The following is an 18,246-nucleotide window of genomic DNA, read 5'->3' on the forward strand; positions in this document are numbered from 1 at the left end:
GCGCGTGTCTTGTGTGTTCGGTGCGGGCGCTCAGCCCTTGCTGGGATCGAAGCGGCGCTGCTCGCGCCGGGCCGGCGAGGCGGGCACATCGGGCAGGTCGACGCGGCAGGCGATGCCGGCGGGAATCTCGGCCTGGGCGTTGGGCAGCTCCAGGCGCACGCCGAAGGTGCCGGAGGCCGCGTCCAGCACCTTGTCGACCACGCGCACGGTGGCGGCGGCGTTCACCTTGACGGGCAGCTCGGCCCGCACCTGGCCCTGCTGGCCCACGCGCACATGGGCGTAGGCCTCGGCCGGCAGCACGGCCTCCACGTAGAGCGTGGAGATCTCGGCGATGCGCAGCAGCGGCTTGCGCTGCTCGCCCGGGTCGGCCAGCTCGCCCACGTGCACATTGCGTTCGATGACCACGCCAGTGACGGGGCTGCGGATGCTGCGCAGGCGGATCTGCTCCTCGTTGCGGCGCACTTCCAGCTCGGCCAGGCGGCGGTTGTCGCGCGCATCCAGCAGCTCGCTCTGCGCGAGGCGCATCTCGGTGCGGGATTCGTCGTGGTCCTGCTGCGAGACGTACTTCTGCGTGAGCAGCTCCTCGCGGCGCTTGAGTTTCTGCGTGGAAAACTCGAGCCGGCTCTCGCCGGTCTTGATCGCGCCCTCCATGGTGGCGCGGTGGCGCGCGATGTCCAGCGAGGCGCGCTCCAGCCCGGAGTCCAGCGAGACCAGCACCTGGCCGGCGCGCACCAGCTGGCCACGCTCGGCGTCGACGCGGTCGACCACGCCGGTGCTGGGGCTGCGCAGCTCGACCACCTTGCGCGGCTCGATCAGGCAGTTGAACTCTGCTGCCAGTGCGCAGGGGTGGACGGCCCAGGCCGTGGCCAGCACGCCCATCAGATGCATGTTTCGGGTCATGGCAAAGCTCCTCATTCGGGGCGGCCGGCGAAGGCCAGCAGCCGGTCGTTGTCGCGCTCGTGGCTGAGCGTCTGGCGCCGCACGTCGGCGTGGTGGGCTTCGGCGCGCTGCTGGGCCCAGCGGCGCAGCGCGTGGGCGGCCCAGCCGGGCAGGCGGCCCTGCGCGTCGGGCCGGCAGCGCGCGCCCACCCAGGCCTGCAGTGCCGCGGCATGGGTGGTGAACAGTTCGTCGTCCAGTGCCACCAGGCTCTCGAAGCTGCCGGGATCGCCCTGGCGGCCCGAGCGGCCGTAGAGCTGGCGGTCGATGCGCGTGGAATCGTGGAACTCGGTCAGCACCACGTGCAGGCCGCCGGCGCTGCGCACGGCCGGATCGAGGTGGATGTCGGTGCCGCGGCCGGCCATGTTGGTGGCCACCGTGATGCGGCCCGGCGCGCCGGCGCTGGAGACGATGGCGGCCTCTTCGGCGTCCTGCTTGGCGTTAAGCACCTGGTGCGCCGCACCGGCCGCGGCCAGCAGCGCGCCGATGCGCTCGGACGCCGCCACCGAGCGTGTGCCCACCAGCACGGCGCGGCCCTTCGCCGCCTGCGCCAATGCCGACTGCACCACGGCCGCGTCACGCTGCGCACTGTGCGCGAACAGGCGGGTGCCCAGGTCGCGCCGCAGGATCGGCCGGTGCGTGCCGATGCGCAGCACGTCCAGGCCCAGCACCGACTTGAGCTCGCCGGCGGTCTCGGTCACGGTGCCGCTCATGCCGCCCACGCGCAGGTAGCGGCGGAACAGGCGCTGGTAGGTGATGCGCGCCGTGGTGTGGCGCCGCGCGGTGATCTCCAGTGCCTCCTTGCGCTCGACCATCTGGTGCAGGCCGCTCTCCCAGCTGCGGTCGGCCATCACGCGGCCGGTGTACTCGTCGACGATCTGCACCTTGCCGTCGGCCACGATGTAGTGGCGGTCGCGCGTGTAGCAGTGCAGGGCCGAGAGGGCCTGCTCGACCACGCGCGTGCGCTCGACCTCGGCGTGCGGCAGCGCGGCGTCCTGCAGCGCCAGCACCCAGGCGCGGCCGGCCTCGGTCAGCACCACATGGCGCTCGCGCTCGCGCAGCAGGTAGTGCGCGCCGGCTTCCAGCCGCGCGGCCTGGGCCAGCGCGGCGTCGTATTCGGGGATGCCGGCGCCGCCGGGCTTGGTGGCCGAGATGATCAGCGGCGTGCGCGCCTCGTCGATGAACACGCTGTCGGCCTCGTCCACGATGGCGAACCAGAGGCCGCGCATCACCGCCTGCGGCGCGGCCCGGCCGGCCACGAGCGTGGCCACGGCGGCGCGTGCACCCAGCGTGCCGCGCAGCACCTCGATGCGGTCGCGCAGGTAGTCGAAGGTGAGGTCCTTGTTGACGCAGTAGGTCACGTCGGACAGGTAGGCGCCGCGCCGCTCGGGCGGCTGCTGGTCGGGCAGCACCTTGCCGACAGACAGGCCGAAGAAGGCGTAGACGGGCGTCATCTCGTCGGCGTCGCGCGCGGCCAGGTACTCGTTGACGGTGACCACGTGCACGGGCACGCCGGCCAGTGCCATGGTCACGGCCGGCAGCAGCGCGGTCAGCGTCTTGCCTTCGCCCGTGGCCATCTCGGCGATCACGCCGTCCAGGATGGCCCGCCCGCCCATCAGCTGCACCGGGAAGTGGCGCTTGCCGAGCTGGCGGCCGCTGACCTCGCGCACCAGCGCGAAAGCGGCCACCACATGGGCTTCGGTGAGGCCGTCGGCCCGCAGCGCGGCGCGCAGGGCCTGCGCGCGGACCTGCAGCTGGTCCGGCGTTTCGGCCTGCAGCTGTGCGTCGCGGGCCAGCACGCGGCGGGCGAAAGCGCGCACGCGCTGGCGCCGCAGCGGGCTCACCGCCGCCAGCAGCTGGCCCGCCGCGTACAGCAAGGCCCGGTCCATGCCGTTCTGGCGGGCTTCGGCGCGCTCGACCCAGGGCGAGGGGGCGAGGGCGGCGGCAGCGGGGGCCAGGGCGGCGCGGAGCATGGGCGGCCCTACAGCGTGAGCTTGGACAACAGCAGCTGGCGCAAGCGGCGCCAGCCCTGCAGGCCCAGGGGTTCGTCGTCGAGCACGAAGCGCACATGGGCGCGCTCGCCGATGCGGGCGGCGGCCACCGTCTCGGGCAGCGCCAGGTCGAACTGGAACACGCGGTTGAGTGCGCGCGGCTCCTCGCTCTGGCGCGGATCGACGGCCACGGTGCCGCCATGCTCCAGCGCCAGGGCCAGCGAAGGCAGGCTGCTGTCGCCGCCCGGCACCTCGCGCACCAGCTGCGCGGGCACGGTTTCGCCCAGGTCGCCGGCCAGCCGCACCTGGATGCGCTCGGGCCCGGCGCGCACGCCGTCGATGTCGTCCTGCGTGACCACCACGCGCACGGTGGGCGCGTCGTCGGTGCGCAGGTGGCCCACGTTCTCGCCCTTGCGCAGCCAGCGGCCGGGCAGGTCGGCGGCCACCGGCAGTGCCAGCACGCCGTCGCGCTGCGCCACCACGCGCAGGCCGGCCTGCTTGCGCAGCGCATGCTGATGTTCGTCCTCGGCCTGGTGCAGCGCGGCCGTGGCGACGGCCAGTTCGACCCGCGCGCCGGCGGCGTCCACGCGTGTGCGGGTGGCGGCCAACGCGGCCTGCCAGCGCGCGCGGGCCTGCTCCTCGCGCGCCTGCGCAGTCTCGAGGTCGCGCTCGAGCTGGTCGTTGGACAGCTCCAGCACCAGCGCGCCTTCGCCGACCGGCTGGCCCGGCGCGCCGCGCACCGCCGCCACGAAGCCCGATTCCTCGGCCCGCAGCTGCGCCGATTCGGCCGGCCAGACCACGCCCTGGGCATAGGTGCTGTGCGGCGCAGGGATGCCGAGCAGGCCCACGGCCAGCGCGCACGCGAAGACCGTGGTCACCAGAGCCGGGCGCAGGCGCCGCCCGACCAGGTCGGTGCCGGCCCAGAGCCAGCGCAGGCCCTTGAGCAGCGGCCAGACGAACTGCGTCAGCATGCCCCAGATGCCGATGGCCAGGCCCAGGTAGAGGTACTCCTGGCCCAGGAAGATCGCGATGCCCAGCGTGATCGACAGCCGGTAGCCCAGCGACAGCGGCGCATAGGCGGCCAGCCACTTGCCTTCGCCGGCCACCGCCTCGGGCTTGCGCGCCTGCTCCAGGCCGAAGGCGTAGCGCTTGATGAGCCAGATCCAGAAGGCGTTGCTGCGCTGCGCCAGGTTGGGCACCTCGATCGCGTCGCACAGCACGAAGTAGCCGTCGAAGCGCAGCAGCGGGTTGCCGTTGAACAGCAGCGTGGACAGGCCGCCCAGCACCATGACGCTGAAGGCCAGCGAGCGCACCAGGCCGGGCTCCACTGCCAGCCAGACCCACAGCGCCAGCGCGGCCAGGAACAGCTCGGCCAGCATGCCGATGCCGGCCACCAGCGCGCGCTGGCTGCGCCGCGGGAAGGCCGCGCTGCCCGACGCATCGACATAGGGCACGGGCGCGAAGACGAGGAACATGAGGCCCATGTCGTGCACCTCGGCACCATGGCGGCGCGCAGCGTAGGCGTGCGACATCTCGTGGATGAACTTCACGCCCGGGTAGACCACGGCCATGGTCAGGAGGCTGCTGGCCGACAGCAGCGCGTCGGAGGCGTTGCCTGCGATCTCGCCCCAGTTTTGCCAGGCCAGCACGCCGGCCGGCAGCACCACGGCCAGCCACAGGAGGGCGCCCACCGGGCCGAGCAGCCAGGCCATGGCGGGCAGGGTGCGCAGCAGGAAGCTGTCCGGGTCCCACAGCCGAAAGCGCAGCGCCATCGGGTTCTTGAGGTTGCGCAGCCACTGCTGGCGGCGCTGGCGGTCGCGCCGGCGCAGCTGGTCGTCCATGTCGGGCATGGCGTCGGAGGCCAGCGCGTCGGCCTCGTGCAGCTGCGAGAGCAGCTGGATCAGCTCGTCCTGCGGCGGCGCCTTCTCGCCCAGCGCGTCCACGGCGGCCTGCCACAGCTGCTCCACGGTGTGGCGGCCGTCCATGCGCGAGACCACGAACCAGGCCTCGGGCGTGAGCCGGTGGGTGCGCTGGTTGAGCGGGTCGAACAGCACGTACCAGGCGGTGCCGCGGATGGTCTGGCGCTGGGCCCGCAGCTCGGGCGCCAGGCGTGGCCGCACCGCGGACACGCGGTACCAATGTGCGGACTGGAATTCCTGGCCCATGGCTGCGCCTGTGCTTTCAGGGCAGGTAGCGCCACAGCGTGACGCGCGCCCAGTCCACCAGACGCCGCGTGGCGATCCACAGCAGCGTGCGCTCGCCCGCATCGATCTTGCCCACGCCCTCCATGCCGGGGCGCAGGCGTTCGGGTGTGCCGACCAGGTCGGCCTCGACGCGGAACAGGTTGGCGCCTTCCTCGGCCGTGGCGACCGAGATCTGCCGCACCACGAAGGGCAGCCGGTCCGCCGACATGCCCGACAGCACCAGCGCGCCGTGCTGGCCGGGCGCGACGTCGCGCACATCGCGCTCGTCGACCTTGAGCACCACACGGTAGCCCGTCAACGGCGCCAGCGTGAACAGCGTCTTGCCCTGCTCGATCGGGCTGCCGATGGCCTGCGACCAGTCGCCGGCCACGAGCACGCCGTCGAACGGGGCCTCCACGCGGGTGCGCTGCATGCGCTGGGTGACCTGTTCGAGCTTGGCCTGCGTCTCGCCGACCTGGGCCGAGACGACCGCGGATTCAGCCCGGTTGTGGGCGGCCATGGCTTCGGCGAGCTTTTGTTCCTGCTGCGCGAGTTCGGCGCGCAGGCGGGCTTGTTCGATGGCCAGGTCGCGGTCGTCCAGCCGGGCCAGCAGCTCGCCGCGCGCCACGCGCTGGCCGGCGCGCACGGGCGCCTCGGCCACGAAGCCTTCGAACGGCGCGGCCATCACGCGCTGCACCTCGCCTTCGAGCACGGCGCGGGCGGGAACGCGGTAGGCGGTGGGCACCAGGGCCACGGCGGCCAGCGCCGCCAGCAGCAGCACGCTGCCGACCGCGAAAGCCGGCCGGCGCGGGTCGCGCAGCGCGGACCAGCCCTGGCGCAGCTGGGCCGGCACCGCGCCCGAGAACCAGCGCGAGGCATCCTGCAGCCGCGCGAGCAGCGGGGCCAGCACCACGGCGATGCCCTCGATCTGGGCCATGAAGGCCGGCGTGACCTGGGCCGCGGGCAGGTGCCAGACCACGGCGCCGACTGCGCGCGCGCCGGCCACGATGGGCACGGTCAGCACGCCGCCGGGCGCGTCGTCGGGGCCAGGCATGGCGGCGGCCACGTCGTGCTGGGCACGGTCCACGCGCTGCGGGTCGCCGTGCACGGGCGGCCAGGACAGGCTGCAGCGCTGCTCCACGGCCTCGGCCATGGCGCGCTCGATGGCGGCGGCCTGCTGGCTCTTGCGGTCGAACCAGGCCGCATGCGAGAGTGCCACCAGGCGCAGCCTGCCGCCCGGTGCGACCAGGCCGATGGCCACCCGCAGGCCGCCCACGGCGCGGGCCAGTTCGGCCGCCACGGCCAGGCAGGCGTCGTCGACCTGGTCGTACTGGGCGATCAGCGCCACCAGGTCGAGCCCGGCGCGGGCGCGCTGCAGTGCGGCCTGCTCGGCCTCACGGCCGCGGCTGCGCGACAGGGCGTCGAGCCAGCCTGCCCCCCATTGCAGATCGGTCACGGCGCGGGCGACATCGGCCTCGCCGCCGCGGCGCGTCGTGAAGACCAGCGCGCCGATCAGGCGCTGGGCGCTGAAGAGGGGAGAGGCCACGACCACCTGGTCTTTGGGGGGCGGCGCGCGCTTGGCGGCCACCAGGCCCTTGTCGTCCGGCGCCGCCAGTGGCAGCACCACATCGCGCCGGCTGTCCACGCAGGCCTGGGCGGCCTGCGCATAGGGGCTCACATCGGCGATCTGCTCGGGCCACATGGCGCCGGGCACCAGCACGCCGGCCTCGTCCTCGACGAGCAGCAGCGCACCGTCGACCTGCGGCAGGCGCGCCACGGCCAGCGCCAGCCACTGGCGCAGGAAGGCGCGCGCGTCGGAGGCGTCGCCGAGCATGCGGTGCGTGGCCTCGTTCGCCGCGCCGGACGCCGGCGCGGCAGTGTTCTTCGTGGACGCAGCAAGACCCATCGTGCTTCCTCTGGCAGGAGCCGGACGTGCCACTGCGCGTCAGGGGCCCGTGGGCGCCGACGCCAGCGACTAAGTTGCTGGAAGGAAACTCAGGCGGCGGGGAGGGCGGGGCGCCGGCGGCTCACCCATCCCAGGCCCAGGCCCAGGCCCAGGGCCGTCAGCGCGAGGCTGGCGGGTTCGGGCACGGTGTTGCCGGGGGCCACGTCGAACGCGGGGGACGCCGCTTCGACGAACGCGTAAATGGGCGGGTCGCCGTCACGCAAGGCGAAGGGGGCAACACCGATGCTGCCCTGGCCGCCGGCCCCCGGCTGCACCGCGAAATGCAGGCTCAGGATCTCGGTCTTGCCCACCGGAACGTCGGTGGAGGGAAAGGCCAGCAGCGTGATGTCGACGAAGGCCATCGATCCGCTCAGCACGGTGGTGGCTCCCAAGGTGGCGAAGGCTTCGGAAGAATCCATCCATCCAGGGAACAGTGCGCCGAGCACGGGCCCCTGGATCAGCGCCGTGTCGAAGCTCAGCCGCAGGTCTGCGGCGCAGATGCCGGCGACACACAGCGCCGTGCCGGGATCGGCGTCGAACAGCCTGACCACCATGGTGGACCCGGCCGCAAACGGCCCTGTGCCATCTACTTCCACCGTCACGGGGGCCGCTTGGGAGAAGCCCGCGACGAGCACCATGCCGGCTGCAAGCCAGCGTTTCCAACTGTTCGCAAACATGTGAGTCCTCCTCCTCCCGCTAAGCGCTCGCACGCTGCGGACAACTTGCAAAAATTTGTTCTTGTGAAGCACTATGTCACACGACCTCACAAAAACAATCCATCGATTTGCTTAAGTCATGCTTGTTTTGTGTCGTCTGTTTCAAGCCCCTTGCGGTTTCCCTGGGGAGAGGCATCGACGCTAGACTGGAACGCTCGCCACCTGACATGACGCCAGTCACATGAAGCTCATCGATTCCATCGTCGGCCAGGCCGCCGGCATCGCCGCCATCCGCCGCGACATCCACGCCCATCCCGAACTGTGCTTCGAGGAGGTCCGCACAGCCGACCTCGTGGCGGCCAAGCTCACGGAATGGGGCATCCCGATCCACCGCGGCATGGGCACGACCGGCGTGGTGGGCATCGTCCAAAACGGCAGCTCGTCCCGCGCCGTCGGCCTGCGCGCCGACATCGACGCGCTGCCCATGCAGGAGTTCAACACCTTCGCCCATGCCAGCCAGCACCGGGGCAAGATGCACGCCTGCGGCCACGACGGCCACACCGCCATGCTGCTGGCGGCAGCCCAGCACCTGGCGAAGAACCGCCACTTCGACGGCACCGTCTACCTGATCTTCCAGCCGGCCGAGGAGGGCGGCGGCGGCGCGCGCGAGATGATCAAGGACGGCCTGTTCGAGCAGTTCCCGGTGGAAGCGGTGTTCGGCATGCACAACTGGCCCGGCCTGCCGGTGGGCAGCTTCGCGGTCAGCGAAGGGCCGGTCATGGCGTCGAGCAACGAGTTCAAGATCACCATCCGTGGCAAGGGCAGCCATGCGGCGCTGCCGCACATGGGCACCGACCCCGTGCCGATCGCCTGCCAGATGGTGCAGGCCTTCCAGACCATCATCAGCCGCAACAAGAAGCCGGTGGACGCGGGCGTGATCTCGGTCACCATGGTGCATGCCGGCGAGGCCACCAACGTGGTGCCCGACAGCTGTGAGCTGCAGGGCACGGTGCGCACCTTCACGCTGGAGGTGCTGGACCTGATCGAGGAGCGCATGCGGGTCATCGCGCAGAACATCTGCGCGGCCTTCGACGCGCAGTGCGAATTCGAGTTCGAGCGCAACTACCCGCCCACCGTGAACCACCCGGCCGAGACCGCGTTCGCGCGCGAAGTCATGGCCGGCATCGTCGGCGCCGAGAACGTGCGCGCGCAGGAGCCCACTATGGGCGCCGAAGACTTCGCGTACATGCTGCAGGCCAGGCCTGGCGCCTACTGCTTCATCGGCAACGGCGACGGCGCGCACCGCGACATCGGCCACGGCGGCGGGCCCTGCACCATCCACAACCCCAGCTACGACTTCAACGACGAGTTGATTCCGCTGGGCGCGAGCTATTGGGTGCGGCTGGCCGAGCAGTGGCTGGCGCGGCCGTGATCGGCGTCGCGCAGGCCTTCTCGTCCAGCTACCGCGCCGCGCGCGTCCAGTTCCTGGAGGGCGCGGCCCGCGCCGGCATGGCGATCCACTCGCTGGCCCACCCCTTGCCCGGCCGCGAAGGCGAGGCGCTGGCGCTGGACACGGCGCGCGATGGCCCGCCGGACGCCGAGCGGCTGCTGATCGTCACCAGCGCCTGCCACGGCGTGGAAGGCCATTGCGGCAGCGGCGTGCAGGTGTTTGCGCTGCACGACGCCGAATGGCGCGCCAAGGCCCAGGCGGCCGGCGTGGCCGTGTTGTACGTGCACGCGCTCAACCCCCATGGCTTCTCATGGACGCGCCGCGTGACGCACGAGAACGTGGACCTGAACCGCAACTTCCAGGATTTCGCGCAGCCGCTGCCCGCCAACAGCGCCTATGCAGAGGTGCACGGACTCATGCTGCCGCCCGAGTGGCCGCCGACGCAGGCCAACCGGGCCGCCGTGGCCGCCTACGTGGCCCGGCACGGCGCGGCCGCCCTGCAGGCGGCCGTGACCCAGGGACAGCATGGCTTTGCCGACGGGCTGTTCTACGGCGGCGCGGAGCCCACCTGGAGCAATCTGGCCTGGCGCGCCGTGCTGCGCCGCGAGGCCGGCCGCGCGCGCCGGCTGGCCTGGATCGACCTGCACACGGGCCTGGGGCCTTCGGGTATCGGCGAGCGCATCTTCGCCTGCCGCGACGATGCCGCCGCGCTCGCGCGGGCCCGGGCCTGGTGGGGCGCAGGCGTGACCTCGGTCTACGACGGCTCCTCGACCTCGGCGTTCCTGACCGGCATGGCCTTCAACGCCGTGTACGAGGAATGCCCGCGAGCCGAGTACACGGGCCTGGCGCTGGAGTACGGCACCGTGCCCTTCGAGGAGGTCATCGAGTCCTTGCGCGGCGACCATTGGCTGCACCGGCACCCGCAGGCGCCACCCGCGCTGGCAGAGACCATCCGCGCACGACTGCTGGGGGCCTTCTACACCGACACCGACGCCTGGAAGGGCCAGGTCATCAGCCAGGCGCGCCAGGCCATGTTCCAGGCGGTCGATGGCTTGACATGAAACGAAACAAACCGAAACCCGGCTGAGATTCCATGTCGGTTGTTGCAGCGCACCATGCGCCCATGGACCGACTCAAAGCCCTTGAAATCTTCGCCGCCGTGGCCGAGCGCAACAGCTTCACGCGGGCCGCGGCCGCGCTGGACCTGTCCACGCCCGTGGTCACGCGGGCCGTGCAGGAACTGGAGCAGAGCCTGGGCCTGCGCCTGCTGCAGCGCTCCACGCGTCGCGTGGCGCTGACGCGCGAGGGCGAGGCCGCGCTGGCGCGGGCACGCGGCGTGATCGGCGCCTACGAGGCCCTCATGCACAGCAGCCGCCAGCACGGTGCCGAGGTGGCGGGCGACATCCGTTTCTCGGCCCCGGCCTCGTTCGGCGCGGCCCGGCTGGCGCCGCTGCTGGCCGACTTCATGGCCCAGCATCCGCAGGTGCGCATCGACCTCGTGCTCGGCGATGCGCTGGAATCCATGGACGACGGTGGCGTGGACCTGGCGCTGCGCATCGCCCAGGTGCTGCCCGAGCACCTGGTGGCGCGCCGCATCGGCGAGGTGCCCATGGGCGTCTACGCCGCGCCCGCCTACCTGCGCGCACGGGGCCTGCCGCGCGACCCGGGCGAACTGGCCGGCCACGACTGCGTGGTGCACAGCGGCCCCCACGCCAGCCGCGCCTGGCAGTTCAGCCACCCGGTCACGCAGGAGCGCACCCAGCCGGTGTTGCGCCAGGCCCTGCGCGCCAACCATGTGGATGCGCTGATGGCCGCCGCGCTGTTGGGCCAGGGCCTGGCCGTGCTGCCGCGCGTGCTGGCCGACCCGGCCGTGGCGCGCGGCGAACTGCAGCCCGTGCTGGCGGCCTGGGCCTGCCCGGCGCCGGGCATCTTCCTGGTCTACCGCGAGCGCCAGCACCAGCCGCTGCGCGTGCGCAAGCTGATCGAGCACCTCACCAAGGCCTTCGATGCGGCCGATGGCATGCCGCGCATCGTGGCGCGGCCGCCGGTGGTGCAGGCCCAGGGCCTGCTGCACTAGCTTCCGAAACGCGCCTGTGCCAGCTCCAGCAGCCCGTCGAAGATCAGGTTGTCGACGAGTTCGAAGGGCCGCGTCATGTGCGGCGCCATCTTCCAGCCGGCACCGCCGGTCATGATGCAGGCCGGCTCCTCGCCGGCGTGCTGCTGCAGGTGCTGGACCATGCGCTCGACCGCGCCCGCGATGGCGTAGGTGCCGCCGCTGGTCAGCGCGTCGCTGGTGTTGGTGGGGAAGTCGCGCACATCTCCGGTGGGCACGTGCAGGCCGGCCGTGCCGGACTCCAGTGCGCGCAGCATGATGCCGTGGCCGGGCAGGATCAGGCCGCCCAGGAAGGTGCCCTCGATGTCCACGGCTTCCACCGTCACGGCCGTGCCGACCATCACCACCACCATGGGGCGCGGCCCGTCGCGGCGCAGCACGCGGTGGCGCGCGCCGACCATGGCGACCCAGCGGTCCGTGCCCAGGCGCGTGGGGTGGTCGTAGCCGTTGCGCAGGCCGGCCTCCTCGCTGTTGGACACCACCCATTGCGGTGCCACGTCCCACAGCTCCATCTGTTCCTCGGCGCGGCGCTTGAGCGCGTCGCCCGCCACCTGGCAGCCCAGCATGTGCTTCGGCTCGCTCAGCGCGGACCAGGGGCCGTCGCCGAGCTTGTCGATGTTCTCCAGGAATTCCGCGCCGTGCGCGAGCAGCCGGGCACCCGGGGCCGGGGCTTCGTACTGCGCCCACTTGAGCCGGGTGTTGCCGATGTCGATCGCGAGAAATGTCATTGCCGTCCCCTCCCTGCCGCGCGCCGTGCGCGTGCACGGCGCGCATTATCACGATGTGTCTACAGCAGGGGTGTCAGGTCCGGGCGTGGGATCGGCTGCATGCTCTCGTAGGCGCGCGCGGCGCGCAGCACCATGGCGTCGCCGAACATCGGGCCGACGATCTGCAGGCCGATCGGCAGGCCATCGCTGGTGAGGCCGCACGGGATGGAGCAGGCCGGCTGCTGCGTGAGGTTGAACGGGTAGCTGAACGGCGACCAGCCCAGCATGCTCTGCGCATCCATGGGCCGGTGGCCGGCCGGCAGCGCGTCGAAGGCGGGGATGGAGACGGACGGCGTCAGCAGCAGGTCGTAGCCGCCCATGAACTGGCGCATGTGCGAACCCAGCGCGCCGCGGCGCAGGTGCAGTTCCTGCACGTCCAGCGTGGACAGGCGCGAACCCAGCTGCGCCTGGGCCGCGAAGTCCGGGTCCGTCTGCGCCTGCTGGGCCGGCGTGAGGCCGCTCCAGACCTGCCAGGTGCCCAGGAACCACAGGCCGGCAGAGATGTCCAGCGGGTCGGCGAAGCCGGGGTCGACCTGCTCGACCAGCGCGCCCATGGCGACGAAGGCCTCGGCCGCGCGCAGCGTGGCGGCGGCCACCTCGGGGTGCACGTCCTGGGCATAGCCCAGCGTGGGCGACCAGGCCACGCGCAGGCCGCGCACGCCGTCGTTGAGGCCAATCAGGTAGTCGCGGCTGTCGAAGGGCAGGGACGTCCAGTCGCGCGCATCGGGCTGCTTGATCACGTTCATGACCATGGCCGCGTCGACCACGCTCATGGTGTGCGGGCCCAGGTGCGCCACTGTGCCGAACGGCGACAGCGGCCAGGCCGGCACGCGGCCGAAGCTGGGCTTCAAGCCGAAGGTGCCGCACAGCGCCGCCGGGTTGCGGATCGAGCCCGCGCCATCGGTGCCGATGGCGATCGGCCCCATGCCGGCGGCCACGGCCGCGGCCGCGCCGCCCGAGGAGCCGCCCGTGGTCTTGGCCGCGTTCCAGGGGTTGCGCGTGAGGCCGGTCAGTGGCGAATTGGTCTCGCACTTGCAGCCGAACTCGGGCGTGGCGGTCTTGCCCACGATCACGGCACCGGCCGCGCGCAGCCGGGCCGTCACGGGGGCATCCACCTCCCAGGGCTGGTCGGCGGCGATGGTGGCGCTGCCGCGCCGGGTCGGCATGCCTTTGGTCAGGATCAGGTCCTTGATCGATACCGGCACGCCGTCCAGCGGGCCGATGGGCGTGCCCTGCTGCCAGCGCTGGGTGCTGGCGCGGGCGGCCTGGGCCGCGCCCTCGGGGTCGAGGTGGCAGAAGGCCTTGAGCGTGCCGTCCACGCGGTCCATGCGGCCGAACACGGCGCTGGCCACTTCCAGCGGCGAGGCCTGGCCGGTGCGGTAGAGCTGCACCAGCTCGTGGGCGGCGCAATCGGCAAGGGCGTATTGGTCGGTGCGGTGCGTGGGCATGTGGACTCCAGGTGAAGGAACACGGGGTTCAGCGCAACAGCGCGACCGCCGCCGAGAAACTGAAGAAGGCTGCGGCCGTGGACCACAGGATGATGCGCGCGATGCGGCCGTTGTTCGCACCGAAGCGCTCGGCCAGCAGCGAGACATTGCTGGCGCTGGGCAGGGCCGCGGCCAGCACCATGGCGGACAGCGCGAACGGCGTGATCGGCAGGCCCAGCGCCATGGCGCCCATGCCGGCGCCCCACACCAGCAGCGGGTGCGCGAACAGCTTGAGCAGCACGACCGGCAGCACCTCGCGCCAGGGCACGGGGCGGTGCTGTTGGTGGTCGTGAAGGGCCAGCATCTGCGAGCGTGCCAGCACGGCGCCGATGGTGAACAGCGCCACCGGCGAAGCCGCGGCGGCCAGCAGCGCGATGGTGGCGTCCAGCGGCTGCCACAACCGCACGCCGAAGGCCTGGCAGGCCATGCCCAGCACGATGGACCAGGGCATGGGGTTGCGCGCCACGCCCTGCAGGGCCCGCGCCAGCGCCTGGCGTGCGCCGGCGGCACCGGCGGCGTCCAGCCGCGACAGCGCCACGCACAGCGAGGTGGTCAGCAGCAGGTCGACCACCAGCGTCAGCATCACCGGGCCGGCCGCGCTGGCGCCCAGCAGGGCCACCAGCAGCGGCACGCCCATGAAGCCGCTGTTGGGAAAGGCGGCCACCAAGGCGCCGAAGGCTGCATCGTTCCAGCCCAGGCGGCGCCGGTCGGCCACCACCACGCCGATGACCAGCATCCCTGCGCACAGCGTGTAGACGGCTGCCAGCACCGGGTCCAGCAGCAGCGCCAGCGGCGTGCTGGCGCCGAAGCGGTACAGCATGCAGGGCAGGGCGAAGAACAGCACGAAGCCGTTGAGCCCGGGGATCGCGTCGAGCGGCAGCATGCGCCGCCGCGCGGCGACATAGCCGGCCAGGATCAGCGCGAAGAAGGGGAAGGTGACGGAAAGAATGGCGAGCACGGGGCGCGATTGTCACTGCCCCGTGCCGGCCTTCAATCCAGCCGTGCGCCGGAGTCGGCGACGAGCTTCTCCCAGATCGGCAGATCCTTCTTGTAGACGGCCTCGAAGTCGCGCACGCCGTTGGCGGCGGTCTCGAAGCCCATCGCCGTGATGCGCGTGCGGACGTCCTCCAGCTGGCCGATGGCCTGCACCTCGCGCGCGACGCGCTCGATGATCTCGCGCGGCGTGCCCGCCGGTGCGGCCATGCCGATGAAGCCGACGACGCTGTACACGTCATCGCGCATGCCCTGCTCCAGCAGTGTGGGCACATCGGGCAGCACGCTCATGCGGCGCGTGCCGGTGACGCCGACGATGCGCAGCCGGCCGGTCTCGGCATGCGGCTTCACGCCCAGTGCGCTGGCATAGGCCAGTTGCACCTGGCCGCCGATCAGGTCCTGCAGCATCGGCGCCTCGCCCTTGTAGGCCACGTGCACCATCTCGGCCTTTTGCACGCGGCTCATGTGCGCGCCGGCGAGGTGGGCGTGTGAGCCCACTCCGTAGGAGCCGTAGGACACCTTGCCCTGGTTCGCGGCGATGTAGGCCAGCAGCTCGGGGCCGGTCTTCACAGGCAGGCTGGGGTGCACGGCCAGCGTGATCGGCGCGGCGGCCAGCTGCGAGACCAGGGCCAGCTCCTTGCGCGGGTCGTAGGGCAGCTTGGCGTAGAGAAACTGGTTGGTCAGCATGGAGGTGCTCAGCGAGACCAGCAGCGTGTAGCCGTCGGGCGCGGCCTTGGCCACCGTGTCCGTGCCCAGGATGCCGCCGGCGCCGGCCTTGTTGTCGATCAGCACGGGCTGGCCCAGCCGCTGCGCGAGCTTCTCGCCGAACACGCGGCCGATCACGTCGGTGGCGCCGCCGGCCTGGTAGGGCACGACCACGCGGATCGGCTTGGCCGGATAGGCCTGGGCGCGGGCGGCAGGCAGGGCGACGGCACCGGCGGTGCCGGCACACAGGGCCAGCAGTTGGCGACGGTTGAACGCGGGATGGGGCATGCGGGCGGGTCTCCTGGAGGGCTGGGGGAAAACGGTCGGCGGCATTCTTGATGGCGCATGGCGCCGTGCACATCCGGGTTTGCCGGGGCTCCCGTCCCGCTGGTGACACCCTTGGAAACGAGCGGCTTCCCGCGGGCTTTGTATGATCCGGCGCCCGCGGGCAGCCCCGCCTGCGCTGCCCCTGCGCCTGTCTGCATTCCCCCATGGTTTCCGGTCTCAACGTCGCCCAGCAAGAAGCTGTCAACTACATGCATGGCCCCTGCCTCGTGCTGGCGGGCGCCGGCTCGGGCAAGACGCGCGTGATCACGGCCAAGATCGCGCGGCTGATCCAGGCCGGTGTGCCGGCGAAAAGCGTGGCCGCCATCACCTTCACGAACAAGGCCGCCGCCGAGATGCGCGAGCGCGCCAAGGGGCTGATCGGCAAGCCGGCCAAGGACGTTGTGATCTGCACCTTCCATGCGCTGGGCGTGCGCCTGGTGCGCGAGGACGGCCACCGCGTGGGCCTGAAGTCGCAGTTCAGCATCCTGGACAGCGACGACGTGACCTCCATCCTCAAGGACGCTGGCGGCACCACCGACGCCAACACCGCGCGCCAGTGGCAGTGGACCATCAGCAAGTGGAAGAACATGGGTCTGTCGTCCGCCCAGGCCGAGGAGGTGGCCGTGGACGACAACGAGCGCATCATCGCGCGCATCATGGCGCGCTACGAAGAGCGGCTCACGGCCTACCAGAGCGTGGACTTCGACGACCTGATCGGCCTGCCGCTGCGACTGCTGCGCGACTTCGAGGAGGTGCGCGAGAAATGGCAGCGCGTGCTGGGCCATGTGCTGGTCGACGAGTACCAGGACACCAACGCCACGCAGTACGAGGTCTTGAAGCTGCTGGTCGGCGAACGCGCGCGCTTCACCGCCGTGGGCGACGACGACCAGTCCATCTACGGCTGGCGCGGCGCTACGCTGGACAACCTGAAGCGCCTGCCGGTCGACTACCCGAACCTCAAGGTCATCAAGCTGGAGCAGAACTACCGCTCCACCAGCGCCATCCTGCGCGCGGCCAACAACGTGATCGGCCCCAACCCCAAGCTGTTTCCCAAGACGCTGTTCTCCGAGCTCGGCGAGGGCGAGCCCGTGCGCATCGTCGATGCCGACAGCGAGGAGCACGAGGCCGAGCGTGTGGTGGCGCGCATCCAGTCGCTGCGCGCCAATTCGGTGCACAAGGACTTCCGGCATTTCGCCGTGCTGTACCGCGCCAACCACCAGGCCAAGCCGTTCGAGAAGGCGTTGCGCAAGGCACAGATCCCCTACAAGGTGTCGGGTGGCCAGAGCTTCTTCGACCGTGCCGAGATCAAGGACCTGTGCTCCTGGTTCCGGCTGTGGATCAACAACAACGACGACCCGGCCTTCCTGCGCGCCGTCACCGTGCCCAAACGCGGCATCGGCCACCAGACGCTGGGCCAGCTGGGCGTGTACGCCACGCAGTACAAGCTCTCGCTGTTCGAGTCGCTGTTCTCGTCCTCGCTGGCCAGCCTGCTGCCGCGCCGCGGCCACGAGAGCCTGACCGAGTTCGGCCGCTACGTGAACGACCTGGAGTACCGCGCGCGCCAGACCATGGGGGCCGAGGCCGCGCGCGCCTTCATGATGGAGTGGCTGAAAGAGATCGGCTACGAGCAGCACCTCTACGACAACGAGGAGAGCGAGTCGGCCGCCGCGACGCGCTGGTCCAACGTGATGGACTTCGTGGACTGGATGTCGGGCCGCTGCGGTGGCCAGATCGACGACACGGCCGGCGTCTCCACCCAGTCCGAGGTCAAGTCGCTGATGGAGGTGGCGCAGACCATCTCGCTGCTGTCCACCATGAGCGAGCGCCAGCAGGACCAGGACCTGGTCACGCTGTCCACGCTGCACGCCTCCAAGGGCCTGGAGTGGCCGCATGTGGTGCTGGTGGGCGTCAACGAGGGCATGCTGCCCTTCAAGCTCGACGACGACGACGGCCGCCAGCAGGTCGTCAGCGACGAGACCGCGCAGCGCCTGCAGGAAGAACGCCGGCTCATGTACGTGGGCATCACGCGCGCGCAGCGCACGCTGGCCGTGAGCTGGACGCGCAAGCGCAAGAAGGGCCGCGACCTGGTGCCGGCCAAGCCCAGCCGCTTCATCGCCGAGATGGGGCTGGACAAGACCACGGTGAAGGAAGACCCGCGCGAGAAGCTGCGCCAGTTGCGCGCGGAGTTCGCGGCCAAGAAGGCGGCCGGCGCTGCGCCGGAGAAGAGCGCATGAGGGCCGCGCTGAAAAGCTGCCTGGCTTGCTTCACGTGGCTGCTGGCCGGCCTGGCCCAGGGCCAGGGCGCGGACGCCGCGCCAGCCTGCCCTGCTCCGTACGAGATGCGCGCCCTGAACCTCTACGGCGCCTGGCGCGCGCAGTGGCAAAACAGCGACGCACCCGCCGCGACGCTGCAGCTGGAGCGCCATCCCGAGCTGGGCGACAGCGTGCGTGGCCGCGTCGAGCGCGACGGCATCACGGCCTTGCTGGCCGGCGACGTGAACGATGGCGACCTCACGCTCGAAGAATCGCGCGACGGCAAGCGCATCTCGGCCAACTGGATCGGCCGCGTCGTGGACGGCTCCTGCGGCAAGGAGATCCGCGGCATCTGGACCGATGCCGACACCGACGCCAAACGCGATTTCGTGCTGCGCCGCCAGTCCGGCTGGCAATGAACACCTTTTCTTCTTTCCGCTC

The 18,246-nt window shown here is 71.5% G+C and carries 14 protein-coding genes; 5 read left to right on the plus strand and 9 right to left on the minus strand.

The window, feature by feature from the left end; translation table 11 throughout:
• Positions 1 to 30: 30 nt before the first annotated feature.
• The 5 genes from ASF45_RS04325 to ASF45_RS04345 all read right to left on the minus strand — a co-directional run bounded on the left by ASF45_RS04325 (position 31) and on the right by ASF45_RS04345 (position 7,732).
• Positions 31 to 900, minus strand: coding sequence for an efflux RND transporter periplasmic adaptor subunit (locus tag ASF45_RS04325; RefSeq protein WP_162243957.1), 870 nt, complete (start codon positions 898 to 900; stop codon positions 31 to 33).
• Between the two features lie 11 nt (positions 901 to 911).
• The gene (locus tag ASF45_RS04330; RefSeq protein ID WP_056657535.1) at positions 912 to 2,909 is read right to left on the minus strand and encodes a hypothetical protein; all 1,998 of its coding nucleotides are present in this window, start codon (positions 2,907 to 2,909) and stop codon (positions 912 to 914) included.
• An 8-nt stretch (positions 2,910 to 2,917) separates the two neighbouring features.
• Positions 2,918 to 5,092, minus strand: coding sequence for a hypothetical protein (locus ASF45_RS04335; protein ID WP_056657538.1), 2,175 nt, complete (start codon positions 5,090 to 5,092; stop codon positions 2,918 to 2,920).
• Positions 5,093 to 5,108: 16 nt separating this feature from the next.
• Positions 5,109 to 7,016 (minus strand): HlyD family efflux transporter periplasmic adaptor subunit, encoded by a 1,908-nt coding sequence (locus tag ASF45_RS04340; protein ID WP_056657541.1) that lies wholly within the window; start codon positions 7,014 to 7,016, stop codon positions 5,109 to 5,111.
• A gap of 89 nt (positions 7,017 to 7,105) precedes the next feature.
• On the minus strand, positions 7,106 to 7,732 hold the full coding sequence (locus ASF45_RS04345; protein ID WP_082550806.1) for a PEP-CTERM sorting domain-containing protein: 627 nt from the start codon (positions 7,730 to 7,732) through the stop codon (positions 7,106 to 7,108).
• Positions 7,733 to 7,952: 220 nt separating this feature from the next.
• Between ASF45_RS04345 and ASF45_RS04350 the strand changes: the two genes are divergently transcribed.
• The 3 genes from ASF45_RS04350 to ASF45_RS04360 all read left to right on the plus strand — a co-directional run bounded on the left by ASF45_RS04350 (position 7,953) and on the right by ASF45_RS04360 (position 11,238).
• Positions 7,953 to 9,143, plus strand: coding sequence for a M20 aminoacylase family protein (locus ASF45_RS04350; protein ID WP_056657547.1), 1,191 nt, complete (start codon positions 7,953 to 7,955; stop codon positions 9,141 to 9,143).
• Positions 9,140 to 10,222, plus strand: coding sequence for a M14 family metallopeptidase (locus tag ASF45_RS04355; protein WP_056658090.1), 1,083 nt, complete (start codon positions 9,140 to 9,142; stop codon positions 10,220 to 10,222). Before ASF45_RS04350 ends, ASF45_RS04355 begins: the two co-directional genes overlap by 4 nt.
• Before the next feature lie 62 nt (positions 10,223 to 10,284).
• Positions 10,285 to 11,238, plus strand: a complete 954-nt coding sequence (locus ASF45_RS04360) for a LysR family transcriptional regulator (RefSeq protein ID WP_056657550.1) — start codon at positions 10,285 to 10,287, stop codon at positions 11,236 to 11,238.
• On the opposite strand, the gene ASF45_RS04365 is transcribed toward ASF45_RS04360, so the two are convergent.
• The 4 genes from ASF45_RS04365 to ASF45_RS04380 are packed head-to-tail and all read right to left on the minus strand — an operon-like array spanning position 11,235 to position 15,514.
• Positions 11,235 to 12,002: a type III pantothenate kinase gene (locus ASF45_RS04365; RefSeq protein ID WP_056657553.1), complete on the minus strand. Its 768-nt coding sequence runs from the start codon at positions 12,000 to 12,002 to the stop codon at positions 11,235 to 11,237. The two genes, ASF45_RS04360 and ASF45_RS04365, sit on opposite strands and share 4 nt — an antisense overlap.
• A gap of 59 nt (positions 12,003 to 12,061) precedes the next feature.
• On the minus strand, positions 12,062 to 13,489 hold the full coding sequence (locus ASF45_RS04370) for an amidase (RefSeq protein WP_056657557.1): 1,428 nt from the start codon (positions 13,487 to 13,489) through the stop codon (positions 12,062 to 12,064).
• A gap of 28 nt (positions 13,490 to 13,517) precedes the next feature.
• Positions 13,518 to 14,486 (minus strand): AEC family transporter, encoded by a 969-nt coding sequence (locus tag ASF45_RS04375; protein ID WP_056657560.1) that lies wholly within the window; start codon positions 14,484 to 14,486, stop codon positions 13,518 to 13,520.
• A gap of 32 nt (positions 14,487 to 14,518) precedes the next feature.
• Positions 14,519 to 15,514, minus strand: a complete 996-nt coding sequence (locus ASF45_RS04380) for a tripartite tricarboxylate transporter substrate binding protein (RefSeq protein ID WP_056657564.1) — start codon at positions 15,512 to 15,514, stop codon at positions 14,519 to 14,521.
• 203 nt (positions 15,515 to 15,717) lie between these two features.
• Between ASF45_RS04380 and ASF45_RS04385 the strand changes: the two genes are divergently transcribed.
• Positions 15,718 to 17,787: an ATP-dependent helicase gene (locus ASF45_RS04385; RefSeq protein ID WP_056657566.1), complete on the plus strand. Its 2,070-nt coding sequence runs from the start codon at positions 15,718 to 15,720 to the stop codon at positions 17,785 to 17,787.
• Positions 17,784 to 18,224, plus strand: coding sequence for a hypothetical protein (locus ASF45_RS04390; RefSeq protein ID WP_056657569.1), 441 nt, complete (start codon positions 17,784 to 17,786; stop codon positions 18,222 to 18,224). The genes ASF45_RS04385 and ASF45_RS04390 overlap by 4 nt, the downstream gene beginning before the upstream one ends.
• The last annotated feature ends 22 nt before the right edge of the window (positions 18,225 to 18,246 follow it).

Origin of the sequence: Pseudorhodoferax sp. Leaf265 (assembly GCF_001422365.1) — a bacterium.
Taxonomy (GTDB): Bacteria; Pseudomonadota; Gammaproteobacteria; order Burkholderiales; family Burkholderiaceae_C; genus Pseudorhodoferax.